Origin of the sequence: Pyruvatibacter mobilis (genome assembly GCF_012848855.1) — a bacterium.
Classification (GTDB): domain Bacteria; phylum Pseudomonadota; class Alphaproteobacteria; order CGMCC-115125; family CGMCC-115125; genus Pyruvatibacter; species Pyruvatibacter mobilis.
In genome coordinates this window covers 2,338,620-2,360,482 of sequence record NZ_CP051630.1, presented here as the reverse complement: position 1 = coordinate 2,360,482, position 21,863 = coordinate 2,338,620, and the positions used below count along the sequence as shown (strand labels likewise).

General features: G+C 63.9%; 20 protein-coding genes and 2 tRNA genes. 17 read left to right on the top strand and 5 right to left on the bottom strand.

Annotated elements, in window-relative coordinates; translation table 11 throughout:
* The first annotated feature begins 25 nt into the window (after positions 1 to 25).
* From HG718_RS11005 to HG718_RS10995, 3 genes are read left to right on the top strand one after another with little or no spacing between them, the layout of a single operon-like run.
* On the top strand, positions 26 to 1,138 hold the full coding sequence (locus HG718_RS11005; protein ID WP_160588474.1) for a DUF6161 domain-containing protein: 1,113 nt from the start codon (positions 26 to 28) through the stop codon (positions 1,136 to 1,138).
* Entirely contained in the window at positions 1,135 to 2,211 is a 1,077-nt protein-coding gene (locus HG718_RS11000; protein ID WP_170080206.1) for an LLM class flavin-dependent oxidoreductase, read from the top strand. The genes HG718_RS11005 and HG718_RS11000 overlap by 4 nt, the downstream gene beginning before the upstream one ends.
* Positions 2,212 to 2,238: 27 nt before the next feature.
* Positions 2,239 to 3,153, top strand: a complete 915-nt coding sequence (locus HG718_RS10995; protein WP_160588472.1) for a sterol desaturase family protein — start codon at positions 2,239 to 2,241, stop codon at positions 3,151 to 3,153.
* Here the strand turns inward: HG718_RS10995 and HG718_RS10990 are convergent.
* Positions 3,150 to 3,506, bottom strand: a complete 357-nt coding sequence (locus HG718_RS10990) for a rhodanese-like domain-containing protein (RefSeq protein ID WP_160588471.1) — start codon at positions 3,504 to 3,506, stop codon at positions 3,150 to 3,152. The genes HG718_RS10995 and HG718_RS10990 overlap by 4 nt on opposite strands.
* Positions 3,507 to 3,606: 100 nt before the next feature.
* Positions 3,607 to 5,352, bottom strand: a complete 1,746-nt coding sequence (locus HG718_RS10985; RefSeq protein WP_160588470.1) for an N-acyl-D-amino-acid deacylase family protein — start codon at positions 5,350 to 5,352, stop codon at positions 3,607 to 3,609.
* Positions 5,353 to 5,530: 178 nt separating this feature from the next.
* On the opposite strand from HG718_RS10985, the gene HG718_RS10980 reads away from it, so the two are divergent.
* The 4 genes from HG718_RS10980 to HG718_RS10965 all read left to right on the top strand — a co-directional run bounded on the left by HG718_RS10980 (position 5,531) and on the right by HG718_RS10965 (position 10,237).
* A complete protein-coding gene (locus HG718_RS10980; protein ID WP_160588469.1) occupies positions 5,531 to 6,229 on the top strand; it encodes a VOC family protein in 699 nt (232 codons plus the stop codon).
* Positions 6,230 to 6,364: 135 nt separating this feature from the next.
* Positions 6,365 to 6,982, top strand: coding sequence for an FMN-dependent NADH-azoreductase (locus tag HG718_RS10975; protein WP_160588468.1), 618 nt, complete (start codon positions 6,365 to 6,367; stop codon positions 6,980 to 6,982).
* Between the two features lie 109 nt (positions 6,983 to 7,091).
* Positions 7,092 to 8,084 (top strand): haloalkane dehalogenase, encoded by a 993-nt coding sequence (locus HG718_RS10970; protein ID WP_160588467.1) that lies wholly within the window; start codon positions 7,092 to 7,094, stop codon positions 8,082 to 8,084.
* Positions 8,085 to 8,806: 722 nt separating this feature from the next.
* The gene (locus HG718_RS10965) at positions 8,807 to 10,237 is read left to right on the top strand and encodes an aldehyde dehydrogenase family protein (protein ID WP_160588466.1); all 1,431 of its coding nucleotides are present in this window, start codon (positions 8,807 to 8,809) and stop codon (positions 10,235 to 10,237) included.
* Between the two features lie 63 nt (positions 10,238 to 10,300).
* On the opposite strand, the gene HG718_RS10960 is transcribed toward HG718_RS10965, so the two are convergent.
* Positions 10,301 to 11,539: an AlbA family DNA-binding domain-containing protein gene (locus HG718_RS10960; protein ID WP_160588465.1), complete on the bottom strand. Its 1,239-nt coding sequence runs from the start codon at positions 11,537 to 11,539 to the stop codon at positions 10,301 to 10,303.
* A gap of 305 nt (positions 11,540 to 11,844) precedes the next feature.
* Positions 11,845 to 11,919 (bottom strand) — tRNA-Thr (locus HG718_RS10955).
* 684 nt (positions 11,920 to 12,603) lie between these two features.
* Here HG718_RS10955 and murA point away from each other — a divergent pair.
* The 10 genes from murA (at position 12,604) to HG718_RS10905 (ending at position 20,036) form a co-directional block, all read left to right on the top strand.
* Positions 12,604 to 13,986 carry a UDP-N-acetylglucosamine 1-carboxyvinyltransferase gene (gene murA / locus HG718_RS10950; RefSeq protein WP_027841136.1) on the top strand — a complete coding sequence of 461 codons (1,383 nt, stop codon included), beginning with the start codon at positions 12,604 to 12,606 and terminating at the stop codon, positions 13,984 to 13,986.
* 9 nt (positions 13,987 to 13,995) lie between these two features.
* A complete protein-coding gene (locus tag HG718_RS10945; RefSeq protein WP_027841137.1) occupies positions 13,996 to 14,451 on the top strand; it encodes a DUF2948 family protein in 456 nt (151 codons plus the stop codon).
* 78 nt (positions 14,452 to 14,529) lie between these two features.
* Complete coding sequence (gene hisD / locus HG718_RS10940; RefSeq protein ID WP_160588464.1) at positions 14,530 to 15,840, top strand: histidinol dehydrogenase; 1,311 nt, start codon at positions 14,530 to 14,532, stop codon at positions 15,838 to 15,840.
* Between the two features lie 72 nt (positions 15,841 to 15,912).
* Entirely contained in the window at positions 15,913 to 16,416 is a 504-nt protein-coding gene (locus tag HG718_RS10935; RefSeq protein WP_160588463.1) for a UPF0262 family protein, read from the top strand.
* Positions 16,417 to 16,422: 6 nt separating this feature from the next.
* Positions 16,423 to 16,881, top strand: a complete 459-nt coding sequence (locus tag HG718_RS10930; protein ID WP_160588462.1) for an arsenate-mycothiol transferase ArsC — start codon at positions 16,423 to 16,425, stop codon at positions 16,879 to 16,881.
* 186 nt (positions 16,882 to 17,067) lie between these two features.
* The gene (gene infA, locus HG718_RS10925) at positions 17,068 to 17,286 is read left to right on the top strand and encodes a translation initiation factor IF-1 (protein WP_027841141.1); all 219 of its coding nucleotides are present in this window, start codon (positions 17,068 to 17,070) and stop codon (positions 17,284 to 17,286) included.
* 11 nt (positions 17,287 to 17,297) lie between these two features.
* Positions 17,298 to 17,891 carry a Maf family protein gene (locus HG718_RS10920; protein WP_160588461.1) on the top strand — a complete coding sequence of 198 codons (594 nt, stop codon included), beginning with the start codon at positions 17,298 to 17,300 and terminating at the stop codon, positions 17,889 to 17,891.
* Positions 17,892 to 17,991: 100 nt separating this feature from the next.
* Complete coding sequence (locus tag HG718_RS10915) at positions 17,992 to 19,521, top strand: Rne/Rng family ribonuclease (protein ID WP_160588460.1); 1,530 nt, start codon at positions 17,992 to 17,994, stop codon at positions 19,519 to 19,521.
* Between the two features lie 43 nt (positions 19,522 to 19,564).
* Complete coding sequence (locus HG718_RS10910; protein WP_160588459.1) at positions 19,565 to 19,771, top strand: DNA gyrase inhibitor YacG; 207 nt, start codon at positions 19,565 to 19,567, stop codon at positions 19,769 to 19,771.
* Positions 19,772 to 19,960: 189 nt separating this feature from the next.
* A tRNA-Phe gene (locus HG718_RS10905) sits at positions 19,961 to 20,036 on the top strand.
* A 95-nt stretch (positions 20,037 to 20,131) separates the two neighbouring features.
* Here HG718_RS10905 and HG718_RS10900 read toward each other — a convergent pair.
* Positions 20,132 to 21,850, bottom strand: coding sequence for a methyl-accepting chemotaxis protein (locus tag HG718_RS10900; RefSeq protein WP_160588458.1), 1,719 nt, complete (start codon positions 21,848 to 21,850; stop codon positions 20,132 to 20,134).
* Positions 21,851 to 21,863 lie beyond the last annotated feature (13 nt).

Here is a 21,863-nt window from a genome sequence, read left to right as displayed (position 1 = left end):
TCTGCTGAAGTTGAGAGGATACATCATGGTACAGCAAATTGGTGACTGGACCTGGAGACTTGAACGCCAAGGTTCAATTCCTGCACTTCTTACAGGAGAGGTTGGCCTCGGCAACCTAGCAAAATTCTCCAAGAGTGAGGTCGAGGCCGCAAAGAACCTGCAAGAAGTGCTCAGCAGCCACAAGTTCGATCTGGCCGACAGTCTATGGAGAGGGGCCCGACTGATTGCAAACGGAGTAATCCTTGAGGAGTCAAATCCGTCCCTGGCTAAATCGCAAATCCTCCAAGGGCTTGCCGAGTACGACGAAAGAAGATCAGTTCCCATCGCTCAACATCGGTCCGAGTTGAACGAGCTACTCGCGCGTGGCGATATAGAGTCAGCGGCTAATTATGTGCAGAACCTAGTCCCACTGATATCGCCGCATATCCCATTCCCAGACGAATTAAGCGCAGCAGGTAGCCTCGACTCGGCAAGCGAAATTCGTCTCGCTGGGATGATCAATACAGCACTAGAGCTGAAAGATGCGCTGAGTTCCGCGATCAATGTGGGCGACCTACTGGCTGATACGCGGCTCAAACTAGAAGAGCTCCAATCGCAGTCAAATCAGATGGAGGAACGAATAGAAAGCGGAGTTAATCAAATAGAGGACAGCTTCCGAGAAAAATTAGCACTTAACCAACCCATCTCATTTTGGAAAAGCCGCGCAGGGGCACACCTAAAAGCGAGAGGTAACTGGTTTTGCGGTCTCATCGTATTGCTCACGCTATTTGTGATAGCTGGTGCAATAATCATAGCATCAACCTGGGCATCGATAACCACACTGGACCCAGCGTCTTTACCGATCCTGGCGCTAGTTCTTGGTGTTCCAACCGCGGTTGTCTTGTGGGCAATTCGCATTGTCGCGCGGGTCTATCGGAATGAAGCTGCGATGTACGATGATGCACTCGAACGGCAGACGATGTTGGAAACGTACATCGCCATGCTGGCTGGAGGAGACATGCACGTTGAGGACAGAGATCACGTCCTTCGGGCAGTCTTCCGTCCACGGACGATAGACAGCATGGACGATGGGGGTGCATCGCCAATTGCTCAGGTCGTCCAGGCATTCCGCGATGACAGCCGCAAGGAACGGTCATGACCACGCCTGTCGAAATCTCCTGGTTCTCCGCCCTGTGCGATGACGACGCCGAGTTTCTCGGCACCCAGGACCCGGCCTTCCTGTCGTCCTTCGAGCACTGCAAGACAATCGTCGATGCCGCGGAGGCGGGCGGCTTTGACAATATCCTGCTGCCCTCGGGCTATTCCCTCGGCATCGACCCCGTGGCCTTTGCCGCGGGCGTTGCGCCCAATGTGAAGAAGATGCGCCTGCTGCTGGCCGTCCGCTGCGGTGAGATGTGGCCGCCCCAGCTCGCCCGGCAGATCGCAACGCTCGACCAGATGCTCGGCGGCCGCCTGACGGTCAACATCATCTCGTCCGACATGCCCGGCCAGACCATGGAGTCCGCCCCGCGCTACCAGCGCACGCTGGAAGCCATGGAGATCGTCCGTACCCTGCTGGACGGCAAGCCCGTGGACATCGACGGCGAGCACTACCAGATGCAGCTCGACCCCATGCGCGTCGGCACCGTTTCCGGCAAATGCCCGCCCTTTTATTTCGGCGGCATGTCCCCCGCCGCCCGCGAGGTGGCCGCAAAGGCCGCTGACGTCTTCCTCATGTGGCCGGACACCAAGGATAAGGTGCAGGCGCTTGTGGACGACATGACAAAGCGCGCCGCAGCCCATGGCCGCACGCTCAAATTCGGCTACCGCGTCCACGTCATCGTCCGCGAGACGGAAGACGAGGCACGGGCCCATGCCCGCCACATCATGTCGAAGCTTGATGCGGCGGAAGGGGAGAAGCTCCGCGCCCGTGCGCTGGATGCCGCGTCCGAAGGCGTGCGCCGCCAGGCCATGATGCGCGATGCCGCCGATGATGACGGCTTCGTCGAGGACAATCTGTGGACCGGCATCGGCCGCGCCCGCTCAGGCTGCGGCGCGGCAATTGTCGGTAATCCGGATCAGGTGGCCGCCAAGCTCGAGATGTATCGCGAGATGGGCTTCTCCGCCTTCATCCTGTCGGGCTACCCGCATGCGCAGGAGGCGGACTATTTCTCCCGCCTCGTCCTGCCGCGCATCGACCACGCACCGCTCCTCGACGCCCGCGACACTTGAGACAACTAAAGCACCCGAGCCAACGCCATGGATCTCCCCAATCCCGTCGCCTATGCGATCCCCGTCTTCATCCTGTTGCTCGCTGTCGAGATCATCGCAGGCCGCAGAACCGGCCGCGCGCGCTACACCCTGAAGGACGCCTCAGCCAGCCTTACCATGGGCCTCGGCTATGTCATCATCGCCACCCTGCTGGCGGGCGTCTTCGGCACGGTCTACGCGCTCACCTATGAGCATCGCCTGTTTGATTTCGGCTTCGCCTGGTGGGCGTTCCCGGCAGCCTTCCTGCTCGATGATTTTCTCTATTACTGGTGGCACCGGTGGAGCCACGAAGTGCGCTGGTTCTGGGCCAACCATGTGGGCCACCACTCAAGCCGGCACTACAATCTCTCCACCGCCCTGCGCCAGCCCTGGACCAGCACCTTCACGGGCCTCCTGTTCCTCTGGGTGCCCATGGTGTGGCTCGGCTTCCACCCGCTGCTCATTGCCTTCGTGGGCGGGCTCAACCTCGTCTACCAGTTCTGGATCCACACGGAGATGATCCGCCGCATGCCGCGCTGGTTCGAGGCCGTGTTCAACACCCCCAGCCATCACCGCGTCCACCACGCCACCAACCCGCGCTACATCGATGCCAATTACGCGGGCGTCTTCATCATCTGGGACCGCCTGTTCGGCACCTTTGTGGCCGAGCGCGATGATGATCCGTGTACCTATGGCATCATCAAGAACCTGAAGAGCCACAACCCGCTCGTCATCGCCTTCCACGAATGGGCAGCGATCTTCCGCGACTGGTTCGGCGTCCGCTCCGCGCGGGAATGGTGGGGCTATACCTTCGGCCCGCCCGGCTGGAGCCCCGACGGCTCCCGCATGACCAGCGCCCAGCTCAAGGCAGAATGGCGCAGGGATAGCGCGGAGAACAACGCAGGGCAGGGCACCCCCGTCTAGCCCTGCAGCGACGGCTGCCCGGTCGCAGGGTCCGTCACGATCAGCGGCAGCCCTGCGTCCTTCCACGCCCCCAGCCCGCCGGCCATGTGCGTGGCTTCGCCCGCACCGCCCTCAAAGCATTTCTGCGCCGCCATGGCCGAGCGCTTGCCGACGCCGCAATGCAGGATCACCGGCCGTCCGCCGGTCGGCAGCGCGGTGGCGTCAAAGGTCGACAGCGGAAAGTTGAGCGCGCCGGGAATGCGCTCGGCGCCAAATTCGCGCGGCTCGCGCACATCGATCACCACCACCTCATGGGCATCCATCTTCGCCTTCACCTCGGCGGGGGAGAGTTCGTGCAGGATCTTGTCGCTCATCGCTCATGTCCTTCCGTGGGGTCAAGTAACTGGCCCCATCCTGCGCAGATGCAGGACGGGGCCAATGAGATAGATCAGTTTCAGTGGGCCGCGCAGGCGGTCACTCTGCCGCAGCAGGCAGCCGCGCGCCGTGAGGCCGTGCCTGGGCACCGCGAATGAGCTTGCCGTTGAGCGCGCCGGTCGGCTCACCCTCGCGGAACGCCACCACGCCGGAAACGATGCTGGCCGTATAGCCGCGCGTCTTCTGGATGAAGCGTTTGCCGCCAGCCGGCAGGTCATAGACGATCTCCGGCCGGTCCATGGTGAGGTTGTCGAAGTCGATGACATTCACATCCGCCTTCATGCCCGGCGCCAGCACGCCGCGGTCATAAAGCCCCACGAGCTCCGCCGTCTTTTTCGTCTGCCCGCTGATCAGCCACTCCAGCGGCAGCCTGTCGCCGCGCGTCCGGTCACGGCCCCAATGGGTCAGAAGCGTCGTCGGGAAGCTGGCGTCGCAGATGATGCCCACATGCGCTCCGCCGTCGGACAGACCAAACGCCGTGTTCGGGTGCTTCAGCATTTCTTCCACATAGGAGAGGTCGCCCGGCAGATAGTTCATCAGCGGGTAATAGATCAGCGCTTTGCCGTCATCTTCCGCCATCCAGTCCAGCAGCACCTCGCGCGGGTCACGGCCCTCGCGCTTGGCATGGGCCTCCACGCTGTCATCAGGCGAGGGTTCATAATTGGGCGGGCTGCCCAGCTTGAACATCTTGTGGAACCAGGAGAACAGCTGCGTGGAAATCTCGCCTTCCTTGAACTCCACCTTCTCCGCCAGCAGCCGGGCGCGGAAGTCCGGGTCGCGGAGCGCTGCAACCTGCGCGTCCAGCGTGCGCGGCATGATCTCGTGCCAGGTCTTGTAGAGCAGGAACGGATTGAGCGATGCCGTCAGCCCCATCACCACGCCGGTGGGCCGGGCCGGCACCTGGCCGCGCATCGGCAGGCCGTCCTTGTTGGCCTGGGCGATCTTGTCCAGCACCGTCCGCCAGATGTCCGGGTGCCGGTCATCCTGCTCGATGGTGAGCGACAGCGGGCGGCCTGAAATCTCGACCACCTTGCGCAGCATGTCGAATTCCCAGTCCACGTCCCGGAAATCGGCGATCAACTGAAACACCCCCTTATTGGCCCGCTTCATCGCCTCGGCGATGCCGTTCAGTTCCATCGCTTCGGACTTGTAGGTCGGCGTGTGCTCGCCATCCTTGTCGCGGTGCTTTTCCGTCCGCGAGGTGGAGACGCCCAGCGCGCCGGCATTGAGCGCGTCTTCCACAAGCTGCGCCATCTTCGCCGTGTCGTCCTCGGTCGCAGGCTCCAGCCGCGCCCCGCGCTCGCCCATCACATAGGCGCGCAACGCCCCGTGCGGCAGTTGCAGGCCCACATCCAGCGCCAGCGGCGATTTCTCGACCGTGTCCATATAGTCCGGGAAGCTTTCCCAGCCCCACTTGATGCCCTCAAAAAGCGCCGTACCCGGAATGTCCTCCACGCCTTCCATCAGCCCGATCAGCCACTGGTGCCGGTCCGGCGCGCAAGGCGCAAACCCCACGCCGCAATTGCCCATCACGGCGGTGGTGACGCCATGGAAGGTGGAAGGCTGCAGATAGGGGTCCCAGGTCACCTGCCCGTCATAATGCGTATGCGGATCAACAAAGCCCGGCGTGACGATCTGCCCCTTGGCGTCGATCTCCTCGCGGCCTGCGCCTGTCACCGTGCCGACGGCGGTGATGGTCGCCCCGTCAATGGCGATACCGGCCTCATAGGGCTTGCCGCCCAGCCCGTCATAGACAAGCCCGTTCCTGATCACGAGATCATGCATCGGGGGGTCCTCCTGAATTTTGTTTTATGGGGCAAGTTTGGCCTGCCGTTGCCGCCACTTCAACCACAGCCCGTACGGGGATATCGCACCGGCGGAACGGTGATGGTGGCCTTGCGCTTCCGCCTGCCCCGTGGCTACTAGGTGCGTGCTCTCACGCTAGAAAAAGGCCAGCCTTTCCATGCAACTCGCCAAGAATTCGCTTGATGTCGGGCTCTTCACCAATGCACCGGAGGAGGTGTCGGCATTCTGGTGTGAGCACGCCCATGTGCAGTTCGACCATGTCCTGCCGGTATCCCGTCAGGTCCGGCAGCACCGCCACACGCTTGACGGCGCGGTACTGAAGATCAACCACGCCAAAGACCCGCTGCCACCACGCGGCACCGCGGGCTATCTCCGGCTGCTGGTTGCCTGTCCGGATGCCGCAGAGCCTGAGACCATGACGGACCCCGACGGCAATGAACTTGTCCGCTGGCCCGCGGGACGTGACGGCATCAATCACTGGGCGCTGGAACTGGCCACCTTGTCGGTCGACGCCTTCATGGCGTTTTACCGCGACGCTGTGGGCTTGCCGGTTGATGAGACCATGCCCTGTGCGGTGGCCTGTGGCCAAAGCCGCATTGTTGGCCGCATCACATCCGATGTCCCGGACCGCGCCGACAATGATGTGATGATGCGCCCCGGCCTGCGCTATTCGACAATTCAGGTGTTTGATGTGGATGCGGAATATGCCCGCATTGTCGGCCATGACCCGGCCTACGGTGCGCAGGAACCAAAAACACTCGGCAAGACGGCGCGCATTGCCTTCATCCGCGACCCGTTTGGCAACTGGATCGAATTGTCCCAGCGTGCCTCGCTGACCGGCCCGCTGCCCGAATGAGATCTATTGTTGCTGCCAGCGAAAAAATAATTCCCTGTTTGAGCGGTTAATGCGCGCAGGGGATTGGCCCATCTTCCGGTTATCGCAATTCAGTGTCCGGCCGCACCCGGATCACGCGCAAACCGGAGATCTCTGATGGCCCATCCCAAGCAGCAGACAGAAACGCCGATCACCGTCCTGCATATCGACGCCAGCGCCCGCAGCGCAGGCTCCGTCACCCGCGGCCTCAGTGCCCGCATTGTTGATCAGCTGACCGCGCGCCATGGCGATGTGCATGTCATCCGCCGCGACCTCGCCGGAGGCGTGCCCTTCATCACCGAGGCCTTCACCGCTGCCATCAACACACCGGAAGATCAGCGCACGTCCGAGCAGGTGGCGGCCCTCGCCACTTCCGACGCGCTGGTGGCCGATCTTCAGGCCGCCGACATCGTGGTCATCGGCACCCCGATCTACAATTTCGGCGTCCCCGCCGTCTTCAAGGCCTGGTTCGACCAGGTGGCCCGCGTTGGCATCACGTTCCGCTACACCGAAAACGGCCCCGTCGGCCTGCTTGAAGGCAAGAAGGCCTATGTCGCCATGGCCTCCGGCGGCACCCGGCTTGGCTCGGAGATCGACTTCGCCTCCACCTGGCTGCGCCACGCGCTGGGCTTCATCGGCATCCATGATGTGGAACTGATCGGCGCCGGCCGCGTGCTGGCGGACGATGAGGCCGTGGCCCGCGCGGAAGAGGCCGTGGCCCGCATCGCCGCCTGACACCGGCGGAACGCTTGTAAACCGGCAGTCAACAGCAGGTGACTTGCGTTCCCCGCGCCGGATGGCCACCTTTCCTGAAAACCACATGCAGCAGGGAAGGGGGCCATCCATGGTCGGTACGCATGACATTGGAGCGCAGGGCGGGCACGGCGTCACCGCCATCCGCACACCGGACGCACGTTTCACCGATCTGCCGGATTATCCCTTCGCGCCGCATTATGTGGCGGTCGCGCCGGGCCTTGAGATGCACTATGTGGACGAAGGCCCGCGCGACGGCCCCGTTGTCCTGCTGCTGCACGGCCAGCCGAGCTGGAGCTATCTCTACCGCAAGATGATCCCGCCGCTGGCCGAGGCCGGCTTCCGCGTCATCGCGCCGGACCTGATCGGCTTCGGCAAGTCCGACAAGCCCATCACCAAATCCGCCCACACCTATGCGGGCCATGTGGCGTGGATGCGCAGCTTCATCGAAAAGCTCGACCTCACCGGCATCCATGTCTTCGTGCAGGACTGGGGCGGCCTCATCGGCCTGCGTGTGCTGGCGGAGGTGCCGCAGCGCTTTGCGTCCCTCACCGCAGGCAATACGGGCCTGCCCGCAGCCCCGTTCCCCATGTCGCTGATCGGCCGCTGGCTGATGCGCTACAAGGCCTGGCGCAAGGGCGACAGCATCACCTCAATGGACAAGATCGCAGGCTTCCCGGATTGGATTGCCCATGCCCGCTACGCCCGCGAGTTCAACCCCGGCGCCACGGTGCAGGCCGCAACCATCCGTGAGCTGACGGATGATGAGGTCGCCGCCTACCAGGCCCCCTTCCCGGACGAACCCTACATGATGGGCCCCCGCGCCATGCCCTGGCTCGTCCCCAGCGAACTGGCCCAGGGCCATGCCGCCTGGAAGACGCTCGAAAAACTCGACCTCCCCGTCCTGCTCCTGTTCTCCGACAGCGACCCCGTCACTGCAGGCCAGGACAAGGTCTTCGCCAAGCGCCTCAAAGGCACCAAAGGCCAGCCCCACGCCACCATCGCCAACGCCGGCCACTTCCTCCAGGACGACAAGGGAGAAGACATCGCGGCAAAGATGATCCCCTGGCTGAAGACGCTTTAGGCAGGACCCACACCACAATTCCCTCTCCCCTTGCGGGAGAGGGAGGGGCCCGCGCGCGTCAGCGCGTGGGAGGGTGAGGGGGCAGCAGCGGTGACGACCATTCTCCGCCTATGTAATTGCGGACAGGCCCACCCCCTCACCCGGTGCTGCCGCACCGACCTCTCCCGCGAGGGGAGAGGTGTTTTTTCCCACGCCCACACAAATTCCCGCATCCCTCCGTCTTGACCGGAGGGCCCACTCGCCTCGGCTGATTGGCGCAGCGCCGGAAGCAAGGGCGCTCACCCGTCCCCATGCACTGCGGCAAGCGGCACCGAGAGTAGACCCTCCGGTCAAGCCGGAGGGATACGGTTGGAGGAGATGGGGCAGGACCGACCCCGACGCCCACCCCCAATGTCTCCCACCCACCCGCCCGACCGGGCGCCGGCGCTTTCGCGCCGCCCCGCGGAGGCGCTGCGCGCCGTGAGCGCCAAAATGACCGAATCTGAGGGGTGCGCAGGACTAGCGACGCGGCTTGTCTTCGTGCAAGAGTCCACGCCGGGATGTGAGAGCCCTGCCCCAAAAGAGCGGAAATCCGCCGGTTTTCAGGGGTCTCGCAGGGGAGATGGGCCCCGGCCGCACGCGGAAATGACCGTGAGTCGGCCAACCGGGCCTGTCCGGACGAGAATTTACGATCCGCCGCCGCCCGTTTCGGGCGTCACCGGCATCAACACGGGAGTAAAGACGTGAAGGAAGCCCTCCAGTTCTACATCAATGGCCAGTGGGTTGACCCCGCCACGCCGAAGACCCTCGAGGTCGTCAACCCGGCGACGGAAGAGCCCTGCGCCACCATTTCCATGGGCTCCGAGGCTGATCTCGACAAGGCTGTCGCCGCCGCCAAGGCCGCCTTCCCGGCCTGGTCCGCCACCTCGCGCGAAGACCGCGTGAAGATCTTCGAGAAGATCATCGAGGTCTACCAGACCCGCTATGACGAGATCGCCGAGACGATCTCCACCGAGATGGGCGCCCCCATCTGGCTCGCCAAGGCCGCCCAGGCCGCCACGGGCCTGGCCCACTTCCAGACCAACATGGAAGTGCTGAAGAACTACGCCTTCGAGGAAACCCGCGGCACCACGCAGATCGTCAAGGAGCCGATCGGTGTGTGCGGCTTCATCACGCCGTGGAACTGGCCGGTCAACCAGATCGTCTGCAAGGTCGCCCCGGCCCTGGCCGCCGGCTGCACCATGGTGCTGAAGCCGTCTGAAGTGGCGCCGATGAACGCCATCATCCTGGCGGAAATCCTCCACGAAGCCGGCGTGCCCGCCGGTGTCTTCAACCTGGTGAATGGTGACGGCCCGTCCGTCGGTGCGCCGCTGTCCGCCCACAAGGACGTGGACATGGTGTCCTTCACCGGCTCCACCCGCGCCGGCATTCTGGTCGCCAAGGCCGCAGCCGACACGGTGAAGCGCGTGACCCAGGAACTCGGCGGCAAGTCGCCGAACATCATCCTCGAAGACGCCGACCTCGAAAAGGCCGTCGCCGGCGGCATCCAGGGCGTGATGATGAATTCGGGCCAGTCGTGCAACGCGCCGACCCGCATGTTCGTCCCCGCCTCCAAGAACGACGAAGCCAAGGCCATCGCCAAGGCGGCTGCCGAGCAGGTCAAGGTTGGTGATCCGTTCACGGACGGAACCACCATCGGTCCGGTTGTGTCTGAAGTTCAGTACAACAAGATCCAGGACCTCATCCAGAAGGGCATCGACGAGGGCGCAACGCTCCTCACCGGCGGCGTCGGCCGTCCGGACGGCCTCAACAAGGGCTACTATGTCCGCCCGACCGTCTTCGCCGACGTGACCCCGGACATGACGATCTCCCGCGAGGAGATCTTCGGCCCGGTGCTGTCGATCCTCTCTTACGAGACCGAGGAACAGGCTATCGAGATGGCCAACGACACCGAATACGGCCTGTCGTCCTACGTCCAGTCCGGCGACATCGAGCACGCCCGCAAGGTGGCCTCGAAGATCCGCGCCGGTGACGTGCACCTCAACGGCGCGGGCCCGGACTTCAACGCCCCCTTCGGCGGCTACAAGCAGTCCGGCAACGGCCGCGAATGGGGCGAGCACGGCTTCGAGGAATTCCTCGAAACCAAAGCCATGCTCGGCTACCAGGCCGCGTAACCCGACGCGACCCCCCTCTAAGACAAGACCCCCCCGGCGGATCCATCCGCCGGGGGGTTTTCGTTAGACGCCGCCGCTCCATACATCGTTGTCATCAAAACTCCAGGCGAAAGCTCGACCGGAGGCATTCCATAAGGCGTCGAAAGCCGGTCGCATTAACCTGTGGAGTTCGTCTCTGTCAGGGATGCTTTCGAAGAATGTCGTCGGCAAAGCGAGGACAGGTCGATCAAATGGATCGCTTCTATTGTTGTCCAACATACTTTCAGAGATTGCCAACTTAGCACCGTGAACCTCTTGAAGGGTTACAAAGACAAGGTGAGGTGGATTGATATTTAAGCGAGAAAGTATATGCATCCATGGTAGTAAAGAACCCAGTACGCGCTCTTCAATATGGTGTGCTGCTACATAGCCTTGGTCTTTAAGTGTTTGGACAAACCCATTTTCCACAGATTCCATTACTCCGGAACGATATAACTGAATGTAAGAATCGCCCAAAGTTCCATGCCGTTCCGAACCCAAGTATCCGTCTATATTGAATCTTCCGGTAAAGCAGACGCCTTCAAGGGTGCGGAGGCTCTTGCAATCGGTGTGTGCGCTTCTCATGTCGATTGTCTCGGCGGGCTTTGAGAAACTTCGAAGAGGTACAAGGTGTACCGAAAGTTTTCCGCGCTTGTCGGACAAAGTCGCGGGACCGTGATTCTTACGAATCTTTTCAATTCTGTTCTCGACAAAGCTCTCTATAAGGGTTTGTAATTCGGCCCCTCTAGTCACGAGCGTTCTGATTGACTCGGTGCTCAAATAATCGACTCCAGACGAGTTGCGTGCATAAAAGCGATGGTCACCTTTGTGAATGACTTTATGTGGCGCATTCCAGCTTTCAGGAACTCGAACGAAAAAGCAGTGGCCTTCATCGACTTTTACAGCCCTGATCAACAACCCTTGGATTGGTGGGGATATACCATCTCGAGCTAGATTATTCATTCTTAGTACTTCTTCATCTGGGTCCACTTTCTGAGGGTAAATGGATGTCGCAACGCCCTCTTCTTCATCCATCCCTATAATAAGATGGCCGCCCGAGGTGTTAGCCAGTGCGGAGATGTCTTTCAGGAATTCCCGCTTCTCAGCAGGCTCGCTCCCGTAGATTTCTCTCTTGAAATCTAATCGGTGTCCTTCCGGCACCGAGTTTTCAATCAGTTGCTTAATGTCAGATTCAGTGACTGAATCGAAGTCGAGATGATCAAGCATTGATGATTCCACAACTGTATTGTTGGGGGCATTAAGGCACACGATATCAGCAATCATGCCAGAAGATTTGCACGGCAATTCCACAAAATTGAATCGAGGAGCATTTCGATCGTTACGAGCCGGGCCAGTTATCGAGCGCAATGGTTCAAAGCGCTGCCGACTAGTCAGGCCGCACACCCAGAGTCCCAAGGGAAGCGAGCTGGCGTGATGCAAGAAGCACAAAACGAGCTAACGAAAGAGATCAAACACACAACGCGCCCGACAGGGCGTCGGCCGGTCAGGCCGCCCACCCGGAGCCCCGAGCGAAGCGAGCTGGCGTGAGGGAATAATGCCGTGAGGGAATAATGCCGTGAGGGAATAAATGGTGCCGCGAGAGAGAATTGAACTCTCGGCCTCACCCTTACCAAGGGTGCGCTCTACCACTGAGCTACCGCGGCGAAAGCTTCAAGCCGGTGCAAAATGCGCCAAAACCGCAACAATTGGGTTAACGCGCCCGGCGAAGGAGGCCGGAAACTGCCATAAGCGGTCATCGGCTGCAATAGGGGTTTTCGCTTTCATGCAATCCCTCCCGGCTCCGCCTCCGGACCTGTGTGCGGCGGCGTCGTTCTGCCCGGAAACCCGCGCCTTGCGGGCCCCGCTTGACGCCCGCCGGGTCCCTTTGCAGGATCGCCCCGCACCGCCTGTTTATGCCTCCAGTTCAGCGACCCTGCCAGCCCGATGCCCGCCGACACATCCCCGCCGTCCCGCAAAGCCCAGAGCGGAAAGCCCGCGGGCCGGACCCAGCCGTCCGGCCGTCAGGCGCGCCAGGCCGCAGCCCTCAAGGCCAATCTCCAGCGCCGCAAGCAGCAGGCCCGCGCCCGCCGCTCGTCGTCAGCCGATACGGAAGAAATGGGCGCGGCAGATGGGGCAGGGGAGGCCGGGCCGCAGGCTGACAATAACTTGCCCCCGGACAGAACCCCTCCCGGCCGTTAAGACTTTCGCCTCTCTCATGCCCTATTGGCAGGGCACATCCGCTATAAGCAGCCGCTCGGGCCGTGCAGGCCTGACCGCAGACAGGATGGGCGGGCAGCCGCTGCCCCGCCGCCACGATTTTCACGACCACGCATTCCGGGGACACCTCAATGGACAGGATCAGGCTTACCGGCGGCAACCCGCTTAACGGGGAAATTCCCATTTCCGGCGCCAAGAACGCCGCCCTGCCGCTGATGATCGCGAGCCTCCTGACCGACGAGCCGCTGGTCCTCACCAACGTCCCGCGCCTCACCGACATCGCCACCCTGGCCCGCCTGCTGGCGGAACTCGGCGTCGAGATCGAGGTGCTCAATTCCAGCGGTGCGTGGGAAACCCTGACCACCCCCATCGAGGGCCGCCTCACCCTGGCCAATGAGCAGGCCAGGCGGCTTGCGGGCTTCGGGCCGGACGCCACCTACAAGCCCGGCGGGCGCACCCTGCGCCTCACCGCCAGGACCATCGCCAGCACGCACGCGGACTATGATCTCGTCTCCAAGATGCGCGCCAGCTTCTGGGTGCTCGGCCCGCTGCTGGCCCGCTGCGGCCACGCCGATGTGTCGCTGCCTGGCGGCTGCGCCATCGGCACGCGCCCGGTCGATCTGCACCTGCAGGGCATGGAAAAGCTCGGTGCCACCATTGAGCTCGACAAGGGCTATGTGATCGCCGCAGCGAAGGACGGCCTCAAGGGCGCCGAAGTGCGCTTCTCCATGCCGTCGGTCGGGGCCACCCACAATGTGCTGATGGCCGCCGTGCTGGCCGACGGCGTCACCCGCATCGAAAATGCCGCCCGCGAGCCTGAGATCACCAATCTGGCCGACTGTCTCAACGCCATGGGCGCGAAGATCGAAGGTCTCGGCACCTCCACCCTCACGGTCACCGGCGTCGAGCGCCTGCATGGCGCCGAAGTCGCCGTCGTGTGCGACCGCATCGAGGCCGGCACCTATGCCATGGCCGCCGCCATGACCGGCGGGGACGTGACGCTCTCAGGCGTTGACGCCAGCCTGTTCGAAGCTGCCCTCCAGGCACTGACCGCCGCTGGCGTCGATGTGGATGTCACCCCGGCTGACAACACCATCCGTATCCGCCGCAACGGCACGGCCCTGTCGCCCGTCGACATCGTCACCCAGCCTTACCCGGCCTTCCCGACAGACCTGCAGGCCCAGTTCATGGCGCTCATGACCATGGCCGACGGCAACGCCCAGATGACCGAGACGATTTTCGAGAACCGCTTCATGCATGTGCAGGAGCTTGCCCGCCTCGGCGCGCTCATTTCCCTGCATGGCGACCGCGCCATCGTCTCGGGCGTTAAATCCCTGCGCGGGGCCCCCGTCATGGCGACGGATCTGCGCGCCTCCGTCAGCCTCGTCATCGCGGGCTTGGCGGCGGAAGGCGAAACCGTTATCTCTCGCGTCTATCATCTGGACCGTGGCTTCGAGCGGCTTGAGGACAAGCTGTCCGCCTGCGGTGCCGACATTTCACGCCTTCCCGGCTAGGGTCAGCTCATGAAGCCTTTGCGCCTGCGCATCGAGGATCAGGACGATCTCAACGTGGTATCCGCCCATCTTCAGGATGCGGTGACCGCGGTGGGCGACTTCGCCTTCGAGCCAAAGCGCCGCCGCTTCGCCTGCGTGGTCAACCGTTTCGCCTGGGAGGCGGAAGGCACGGCCCGTCTCGGCCCCCGCCGTCATTTCCGCGTCCGCGCGGGGCTGCATTTCGATGATGTGCTGGCTGTCCGCAGCCAGAACATCCGCCAGGATGCCAAGGACGCGATCGTCTCCCTGCTGGCGGTCCGCTTCGAGCCCTCCGCCACACCGGAAGACCCCGCGGGCACGATTACCCTGGATTTTGCCGGCGGCGGCACGATTGCGCTGGACGTGGAGTGCCTTGAGGGCCATTTGACCGATATCACCGGTCCGTGGGAAACCCGGCATAAGCCGGCACATGATCTGGACGCCTGACCTCAGCCGTCCCCAGCCGTCCGTAGCTCCCGGCCCCTGACCGTCATCCGTCCAGGCCCCTTTTTGAAGCAGACCGCCATGACCGCCCGCACAGCCCCCCGCCGCCTCGACGCGCGCGCTGAAGATTTTGAAGCATCCTTCGCCGAATTGCTGACCGCCAAGCGCGAGACCGCGGTGGACGTCAACAATGACGTGGCTGCCATCATCGCCGAGGTGCAGGCAAAGGGCGACGACGCGGTCATCGCCTGCACCAACAAGTTCGACCGCCTCAACCTCGAAGGCCCGGAGGATCTACGCATCCCCCAGGCGCGGCTTGATGCCGCTGCCGCCCAGGTGCCGTCCGAAACGCTTGAGGCCCTGAAGCTTGCAGCCGAGCGCATCGAGGCGTTCCACGCCCGCCAGATGCCCCAGTCCATGAGCTTCACGGATGAGGCGGGCGTCGAGCTGGGCCACCGCTGGTCGGCGGTGGATGCCGCGGGTCTTTATGTGCCCGGCGGCACGGCGGCCTATCCGTCGTCCGTGCTGATGAACGCAATCCCCGCCCGCGTGGCAGGGGTGGAGCGCGTGGTCATGGTGGTGCCGACGCCGGATGGGGTTGAAAACCCGCTGGTGCTCGCCGCCGCCAGGCTGGCAGGCGTCACCGAGGTCTACCGCATCGGCGGCGCCCAGGCGGTGGCAGCCCTGGCCCACGGGACCGATACCATCGCGCCCGTCGACAAGATCGTTGGCCCCGGCAACGCCTATGTGGCCGCCGCCAAGCGCCAGGTCTTCGGCACCGTCGGCATCGACATGATCGCCGGCCCGTCCGAAATCCTCGTCGTGGCCGATGGCGAGAACGACCCTGCCTGGATCGCCGCTGACCTGTTGAGTCAGGCCGAGCACGACCCGTCCTCCCAGTCGATCCTCATCACCGATGATGCAGCCTTCGCCGACGAAGTGGCCAGGGCCGTCGCGTCCCAGCTGCAGCAGCTGAGCCGCCAAGACACCGCGACCGCAAGCTGGCATGATTTCGGGGCCATCATCACCGTCCCGTCGCTCGCTGACGCCGTGCCGCTCGTTGATCGTCTGGCCCCGGAACATCTGGAGCTTGCCGTCACAGACCCGGACGCCCTGGCCGACAGGATCCGCCACGCAGGCGCCATCTTCCTTGGCCGCTACACGCCCGAGGCGGTGGGGGATTATGTGGCCGGCACCAACCACGTGCTGCCCACGGCCCGCTCGGCGCGGTTCTCGTCCGGCCTGTCAGTGCTTGATTTCATGAAGCGCACTTCGCTTGTGCGCTGTGACGCCGACAGCCTCGGCCGCATCGGCCCCGCCGCGGTGGCGCTCGCGGATGCCGAGGGGCTTGAGGCTCATGGCCGCTCCGTCTCCGTGCGGCTCAATCGCTGAGGCCGCAAGAGCTATGTTTGCGCCGCCCGAACGCATAGACTGGGCGCGCATTGTCCACCGCCGGACCCCTTCATGACCGACACCCCGTCTTCCCCCCAGGATGCCAACCCGAAAAAGCGCATCGCGTCGATCGTGCTGGACGAGTCGGCCGTGGTCCGCCGCACGCCGGAAGTGGACCACGAGCGCAAGGTCGCGATCTTCGATCTGCTGGAGGAAAACAGCTTCGCCCCCGTCGGCAGCGATGCGGGCCCCTACAATCTGCACCTGTCGATCGAGGAAAACCGCCTCGTCTTTGATATCCGCGATGAGGCCGAGGAGCCGCACGGCAAGGTCATCCTGTCCCTGTCGCCCTTCCGCCGCATCATCAAGGACTATTTCCTGATCTGCGAAAGCTATTACGAGGCCATCCGCTCGGCCTCGCCCTCCAAGATCGAGTCCATCGATATGGGCCGCCGCGGCCTGCACAATGAAGGCGCAACGCTGCTGGCCGAAAGGCTCGACGGCAAGATCGCCATCGACCACGATACCGCCCGCCGCCTCTTCACGCTCATCTGCGTCCTGCACATGAAAGGCTAGGCCTCCATGCGCGGCCCCCATGGAGAAGACCTGCCGGACGCGATCCTGTTTGCCTGTGGGCAGAATGCCGTGCGCTCACCCATGGCCGCCGGCATCATGAAGCTGCTCTACGGCAAATATGTCTATGTGGATTCGGTCGGCGTGAGGGCAGGGGATCTGGACCCCTTCGTCATCTCGGTGATGGACGAACTCGGCGTCGATGTAACCAAGCACAAGCCCCGCAGCTTCGATGAGCTGGAGGATACGAGCTTCGACCTCATCATCTCCCTCACGCCTGAAGCCCAGCACAAGGCGGTGGACCTGACCCGCGCCATGGCGGCGGATGTGGAATACTGGCCCACCCACGATCCCACCCTCGTGGAAGGCGCCCGCGAGACCCGCCTGGCCGCCTATCGCGAGGTGCGCGACACGCTGATGGACCGCATCAAGGAGCGCTTCGGCTGGCAGGCCACCCCCGGCGGGTAGGGGCTGCACGGCTTCATTGGCGTCCCGCGCCCGTGAAACTTGATTTTATGGGCCTGAATGCCCATTCTCCCGCTCAATTCACGGACATTGCATGCCCAGTCCGCCCCTCGAGGCGCCGACAGGCGCATGTCCGGTTCAGTCGGACGGACGCGTCCGGCCAAAATCAAAGACGCGAGAAAGGCCTCAATGGCAAAAGAAGAAATGCTCGAGTTCCCGGGAACCGTTGTGGAACTGCTCCCCAACGCCACTTTCCGGGTCCAGCTTGAAAACGATCACGAGATCATCGCCCACACCGCCGGCAAGATGCGCAAGAACCGCATCCGCGTGCTGGCCGGCGACAAGGTGCTGGTCGAGATGACGCCCTACGACCTCACCAAGGGCCGCATCACCTACCGCTACAAGTAGGTGCTGGCCGGGTGAGGACGCGTCCCCCCCTGATCCTGGCAAGCGCTTCGCCGCGCCGCCTGGATCTGCTTGCGCAGATCGGCATCACCCCGGACGAGGTGGTGCCCGCCGACATCGACGAGACCCCGGCCCGGGGTGAACTGCCCCGGCCCCATGCCCAGCGCCTGGCGCAGGACAAATGCCGGGCCGTCGCCGCCAGCCATCCCGATGCGTTCGTGCTGGCCGCCGACACGGTGGTCGCCGCCGGCCGCCGCATCCTGCCCAAGGCGGAGGACGAAGCGACCGCGCGGCGCTGCCTTGCCCTGCTGGCGGGCCGCAATCACCGGGTCTTCACCGGCATTGCCCTGTCCGCCCCCGGCGGCACAGTCTCAGCCCGGGTTATCGAGGCCCGCGTGCGGATGAAGCGGCTGTCGCAGGCGGAGACCGACGCCTACATCAAAAGCGGTGAATGGCACGGCAAGGCGGGCGGCTATGCCATCCAGGGCCGCGCCGCCGCCTTCATCCCGGCCATCACCGGCTCCTATAGCGGGGTTGTCGGTCTGCCGCTGGCGGAAACCCTCGACTTGCTGCGCGGGGCGGGATACGTCGCAGAATCAACACACTAGCAGGCACCCGGGGCCAAGGGACCCGGGGTGCGGCTGGCTTTTTCCGCCTTTTGCAGCCTAAACTTGTGGCGAACCCACAATTCGAGTCACCAGTCCTTCCATGAGCGACGAAATTCTCATCAATGTCGGTGTCGGCGAAACGCGTATTGCGCTCGTTGATGAAGGCGTGTTGCGCGATCTGGTGATCGAACGCAGCGTGGACGACAGCGCCCACGGCCCCTGTTCGGCAGGCACCACCGGCGCCAGCCTCGTCGGCAATCTGATGATCGGCCGCGTCGAACGCGTGCTCCCCGGCATGCAGGCAGCCTTCGTCGATATCGGCCTGCCGCGCTCGGGCTTCCTCGGCGTGCGCGAGGCACAGTGCCTGTGTGAGCTCATGGGGCTCGACAATGCCCGCAATCAGGGCCGCATGCCGCGCATCAATGACTGCGTCCGAGAGGGCGAGAAGGTGCTGGTGCAGGTCCTGAAGGACCCCATCGGCGACAAGGGCCCGCGCCTGTCCGCCAATGTCACCATTCCCGGCCGCCTACTGGTGCTGGTGCCGCATCAGCCCGGCGTCGCCCTGTCGCGCCGCATCGAGGATGAAGACGACCGCGCCCGCCTGACCGAGCTGGTGCAGCGCGTCTGTGCCGACGTCGCCGAAAAGGAAGAAGGCGATGATCTCGCCCGCGCCGGCTGGATCGTCCGTACCGCCGCCCTTCAGGCCGATGAGGATGCGCTTGAGCGCGACGCCCGCCATGTGCTGGAGACCTGGCGCGAGGTACGCGAGCGCGCCAAGGGCATGAACGGCCCCGCCACCGTCTTCAAGGAACTGGGCCCGGTGCAGCGCGTGCTGCGCGATCACCTGAACGAAGAAACCGGCAGTGTACTGATCGATGACGCCGACGCCTATGTGAAGGCGCGCGCCTATTGCGATGCGGTCATGCCGGGCTATGCGGGGCGGCTCAAGCATCACGCGGCCCGCACCCCGCTCTTTGCCGCCTATGGAGTGGAAGACGAGATCGAGGCTGCGCTCTCGTCGCGGGTCGAGCTGCCGTCCGGCGGCTGGATCACCGTTGAACGCACCGAGGCGCTCACCGCCATCGACGTCAATTCCGGCAGCTTCACCGCCGCCACCGATCTTGAGCAGACCAGCCGCCGCATCAATCTGGAGGCGGCGGATGCCATCGCCCGCCAGGTCCGCGTGCGCGGCGTCGGCGGCCTCGTCATCATCGATTTCATCCACCTGGCCGAGGAAGAGCACCGGCAGGAAGTGGTGGCCCGGCTTGAGGCCGGCTTTGAGGGCGACCGCACCCCCACCCAGATCCTGCCCATGAGCGAGTTCTCGACGGTGGAGATGACCCGCAAGCGCGTGCGCGAGCCGCTGGACCGCCTGCTGCTGGAACCGATCCGCCGCGACGCCAACAAGACCCGCGCCACCGTTGCCTACGAGGCCCTGCGCGCCACCGAGGCCGCAGCCGCCGACCAGCCCGGCCGCGCGCTGACCCTGCATGTGTGCCCGCCGGTGGCGGAATGGCTCGAAGAATCGGGCCTCATGCCCCAGCTGCGCGCCCGCCTCGGCGTGGACGTGACCCTGCACCCGGTCGACGGCGCCCGCCGCCACCATATCGACATCGCCGCCGGCGCCTGACGTCGGCCCGGCACCCGGCATCACCAGCAAGGCCCCTCAGCCCATGCCCCGCGCCAAAGCCAAATGCACCACTTGCGGCAAGCCCGTCGTGCAGGCCTACCGCCCCTTCTGCTCCAAGCGCTGCGCCGATGTGGACCTGTCCCGCTGGCTCGGCGGCAGCTACGCGATCCCCGCCGTAGAACCCCCCGATGAATGGGACATGGCCGCAGCCATCCGCGAGCAGGACACCGACCCGGGCAAGCTCCATTGACCGGCACTGACCGCCACTGACCGTCACGCGGCATGCCCCCGCAGCCGTCCGGGCGCTGCCGCAAAAAGAAGCCCGAACCCCCCGCCACGGGCTGGACTTACCCGCCAGTTTTGCCTATAAACCGCGGCCTTGGCTCCCGGCGCCCGCCGGCTTTCCGCCACCAACCGGAAATTCAAAAGCAGCCATCCTGCCCAGGTAGCTCAGTTGGTAGAGCATGCGACTGAAAATCGCAGTGTCGGTGGTTCGATTCCGCCCCTGGGCACCACTTTCCTCTCCCGCATGCACCACACCACCGCAAAACAACAAAGGCGGCACCCGTGGGCACCGCCTTTCTGTCGTTCTGCGCTGTGGGCTTGCGCCCTACGCCGCCTGGATCTTCGAGATGAAGGCGTGGATGCTGCCCTTGAGGTGATCCGAGCGCTGGGCCAGTTCTTCGGCGATCTGGTTCACTGTGGCCGACGAGTCCTGCGTCTTGCGGGTCGCCTGGCTCACCTCGCCGATATTGTCCACCACCTGGCTCGTGCCGTTTGATGCTTCCATCACGTTGCGGCTGATTTCCTGGGTCGCGGCGCTCTGCTCTTCCATGGCGGCGGCAATCACCGTCATGTTTTCCGACAGGCCTGAGATCGCTTCGGTGATCCGGTTGATGAAGTCGGACGCTTCCGACGTATCGCCCTGGATGCGGTTCACTTGTTCGCGCACCTGCTCGGTGGCCTTGGCGGTCTGGTTGGCCAGGGTCTTCACTTCCGAGGCCACGACGGCAAAGCCCTTGCCCGCTTCGCCCGCGCGCGCCGCCTCGATGGTGGCGTTCAGCGCCAGCAGGTTGGTCTGCTCGGCGATGTCCGAGATGATCTCGATGACCGAGTTGATCTCGCCGGCGGAGCTTTCCAGCACCGCCATCTTTTCCACCGTGCTGCGCGACACGTCCTGCGCGTCGCCCGCCATCTTGTTGGTGCCCGAAAGCTGCTGCGAGATCTCGCGGATCGATGCCGTCAGCTCCTCGGTCGCAGCCGACACGCTGTTGACATTGGTGCCAGCGCTCTGCGCTGCGGTGGAGACATCCTCCGACAGCTTGGTCGTCTCGTTGGCGACACTGTTCATCGTCTCCGAGGTCTGGCTCATCTTGCGGGTCGCGTCTTCCAGCGCCGCGGTAACGGCTTCCGATTCCTGGCGGAACGATGCCACCAGTTCCTCGATCTGGCGCGCGCGGGCCAGGCGCTTTTCGTCCTCGGCCTTCTGCGCTTCCATCAGCTTGTCGTTCTCGATGCCGTTGTCGCGGAACAGCACCAGCGCTGAGGCCATCTGGCCGATTTCATCGCCGCGTTCCGTGCCGGTGATGTCCGTGCCCCACTCCTTGCGCACCAGCGCATTTGTGGAGGTCACGAGCGCCTGAAGCGGCCGCGACACCATGAGGATGATGAAGGCACCGGCTGCCACCGTGGTGATCAGCATCAGGACGATGCCGATGGCCGACACCGCGTTGGCCGTGCCCAGCACGCCGTTGAGCGCGTTGGATTCGGCCATGGTCCGGTCACCCAACAGCTGCGAGGCAGTCTGCAGCGCCTCGGTCATGCGGCCACGGATGGCGGCATTCTGTTCCGATGCCTCGATCAGGCGGGCCATGTCCACCGTGCCGGGTGACTTCATGTTCTCGAGCTGGCTTGCGGCAATCACCGTCACCCACTCGTTGAAGGCGGCCTTGAAGCTGTCCACATGGCCGGTAATGCCTTCGATCCCGTCATCCGCGGACCCTGCGATCTGGGCTTCGAGCGCGCTCACCAGCGCACCCGTTTCTTCAACGGCTTGCTGATAATGCGCGCGGCTTTCCAGGTCACCCGAATTGAGGAAGGCGGCCATGTGGCCATGGGCCTCAACGGCCTTTTCCTCCAGCCGGATGATGGCCGTCGTCGTTTCCGACATCTCCTCGAACGCTTCCAGCGTCGAGCGGGCGCCGGTCACAGCGCTCAGGATGACGGCACCGATCACCAGGTTGATGGCAACGATGACACCCAGCGCCGAAAGCAGCTTCAGCTTGATTGAGGTGTCGTTGAACTTCTGCATGAGTGCATTGAAAGACATGTTGATCAGGCCC

What these genes read in the sequence shown, in the direction of transcription:
- HG718_RS11005 (WP_160588474.1), top strand. Translation starts at nt 26, where the DNA reads ATGGTACAGCAAATTGGTGACTGGACCTGGAGACTTGAACGCCAAGGT.
- HG718_RS11000 (WP_170080206.1), top strand. Translation starts at nt 1,135, where the DNA reads ATGACCACGCCTGTCGAAATCTCCTGGTTCTCCGCCCTGTGCGATGAC.
- HG718_RS10995 (WP_160588472.1), top strand. Translation starts at nt 2,239, where the DNA reads ATGGATCTCCCCAATCCCGTCGCCTATGCGATCCCCGTCTTCATCCTG.
- HG718_RS10990 (WP_160588471.1), bottom strand. Translation starts at nt 3,506, where the DNA reads ATGAGCGACAAGATCCTGCACGAACTCTCCCCCGCCGAGGTGAAGGCG.
- HG718_RS10985 (WP_160588470.1), bottom strand. Translation starts at nt 5,352, where the DNA reads ATGCATGATCTCGTGATCAGGAACGGGCTTGTCTATGACGGGCTGGGC.
- HG718_RS10980 (WP_160588469.1), top strand. Translation starts at nt 5,531, where the DNA reads ATGCAACTCGCCAAGAATTCGCTTGATGTCGGGCTCTTCACCAATGCA.
- HG718_RS10975 (WP_160588468.1), top strand. Translation starts at nt 6,365, where the DNA reads ATGGCCCATCCCAAGCAGCAGACAGAAACGCCGATCACCGTCCTGCAT.
- HG718_RS10970 (WP_160588467.1), top strand. Translation starts at nt 7,092, where the DNA reads ATGGTCGGTACGCATGACATTGGAGCGCAGGGCGGGCACGGCGTCACC.
- HG718_RS10960 (WP_160588465.1), bottom strand. Translation starts at nt 11,539, where the DNA reads ATGATTGCTGATATCGTGTGCCTTAATGCCCCCAACAATACAGTTGTG.
- murA (WP_027841136.1), top strand. Translation starts at nt 12,604, where the DNA reads ATGGACAGGATCAGGCTTACCGGCGGCAACCCGCTTAACGGGGAAATT.
- HG718_RS10945 (WP_027841137.1), top strand. Translation starts at nt 13,996, where the DNA reads ATGAAGCCTTTGCGCCTGCGCATCGAGGATCAGGACGATCTCAACGTG.
- hisD (WP_160588464.1), top strand. Translation starts at nt 14,530, where the DNA reads ATGACCGCCCGCACAGCCCCCCGCCGCCTCGACGCGCGCGCTGAAGAT.
- HG718_RS10935 (WP_160588463.1), top strand. Translation starts at nt 15,913, where the DNA reads ATGACCGACACCCCGTCTTCCCCCCAGGATGCCAACCCGAAAAAGCGC.
- HG718_RS10930 (WP_160588462.1), top strand. Translation starts at nt 16,423, where the DNA reads ATGCGCGGCCCCCATGGAGAAGACCTGCCGGACGCGATCCTGTTTGCC.
- infA (WP_027841141.1), top strand. Translation starts at nt 17,068, where the DNA reads ATGGCAAAAGAAGAAATGCTCGAGTTCCCGGGAACCGTTGTGGAACTG.
- HG718_RS10915 (WP_160588460.1), top strand. Translation starts at nt 17,992, where the DNA reads ATGAGCGACGAAATTCTCATCAATGTCGGTGTCGGCGAAACGCGTATT.
- HG718_RS10910 (WP_160588459.1), top strand. Translation starts at nt 19,565, where the DNA reads ATGCCCCGCGCCAAAGCCAAATGCACCACTTGCGGCAAGCCCGTCGTG.
- HG718_RS10900 (WP_160588458.1), bottom strand. Translation starts at nt 21,850, where the DNA reads ATGTCTTTCAATGCACTCATGCAGAAGTTCAACGACACCTCAATCAAG.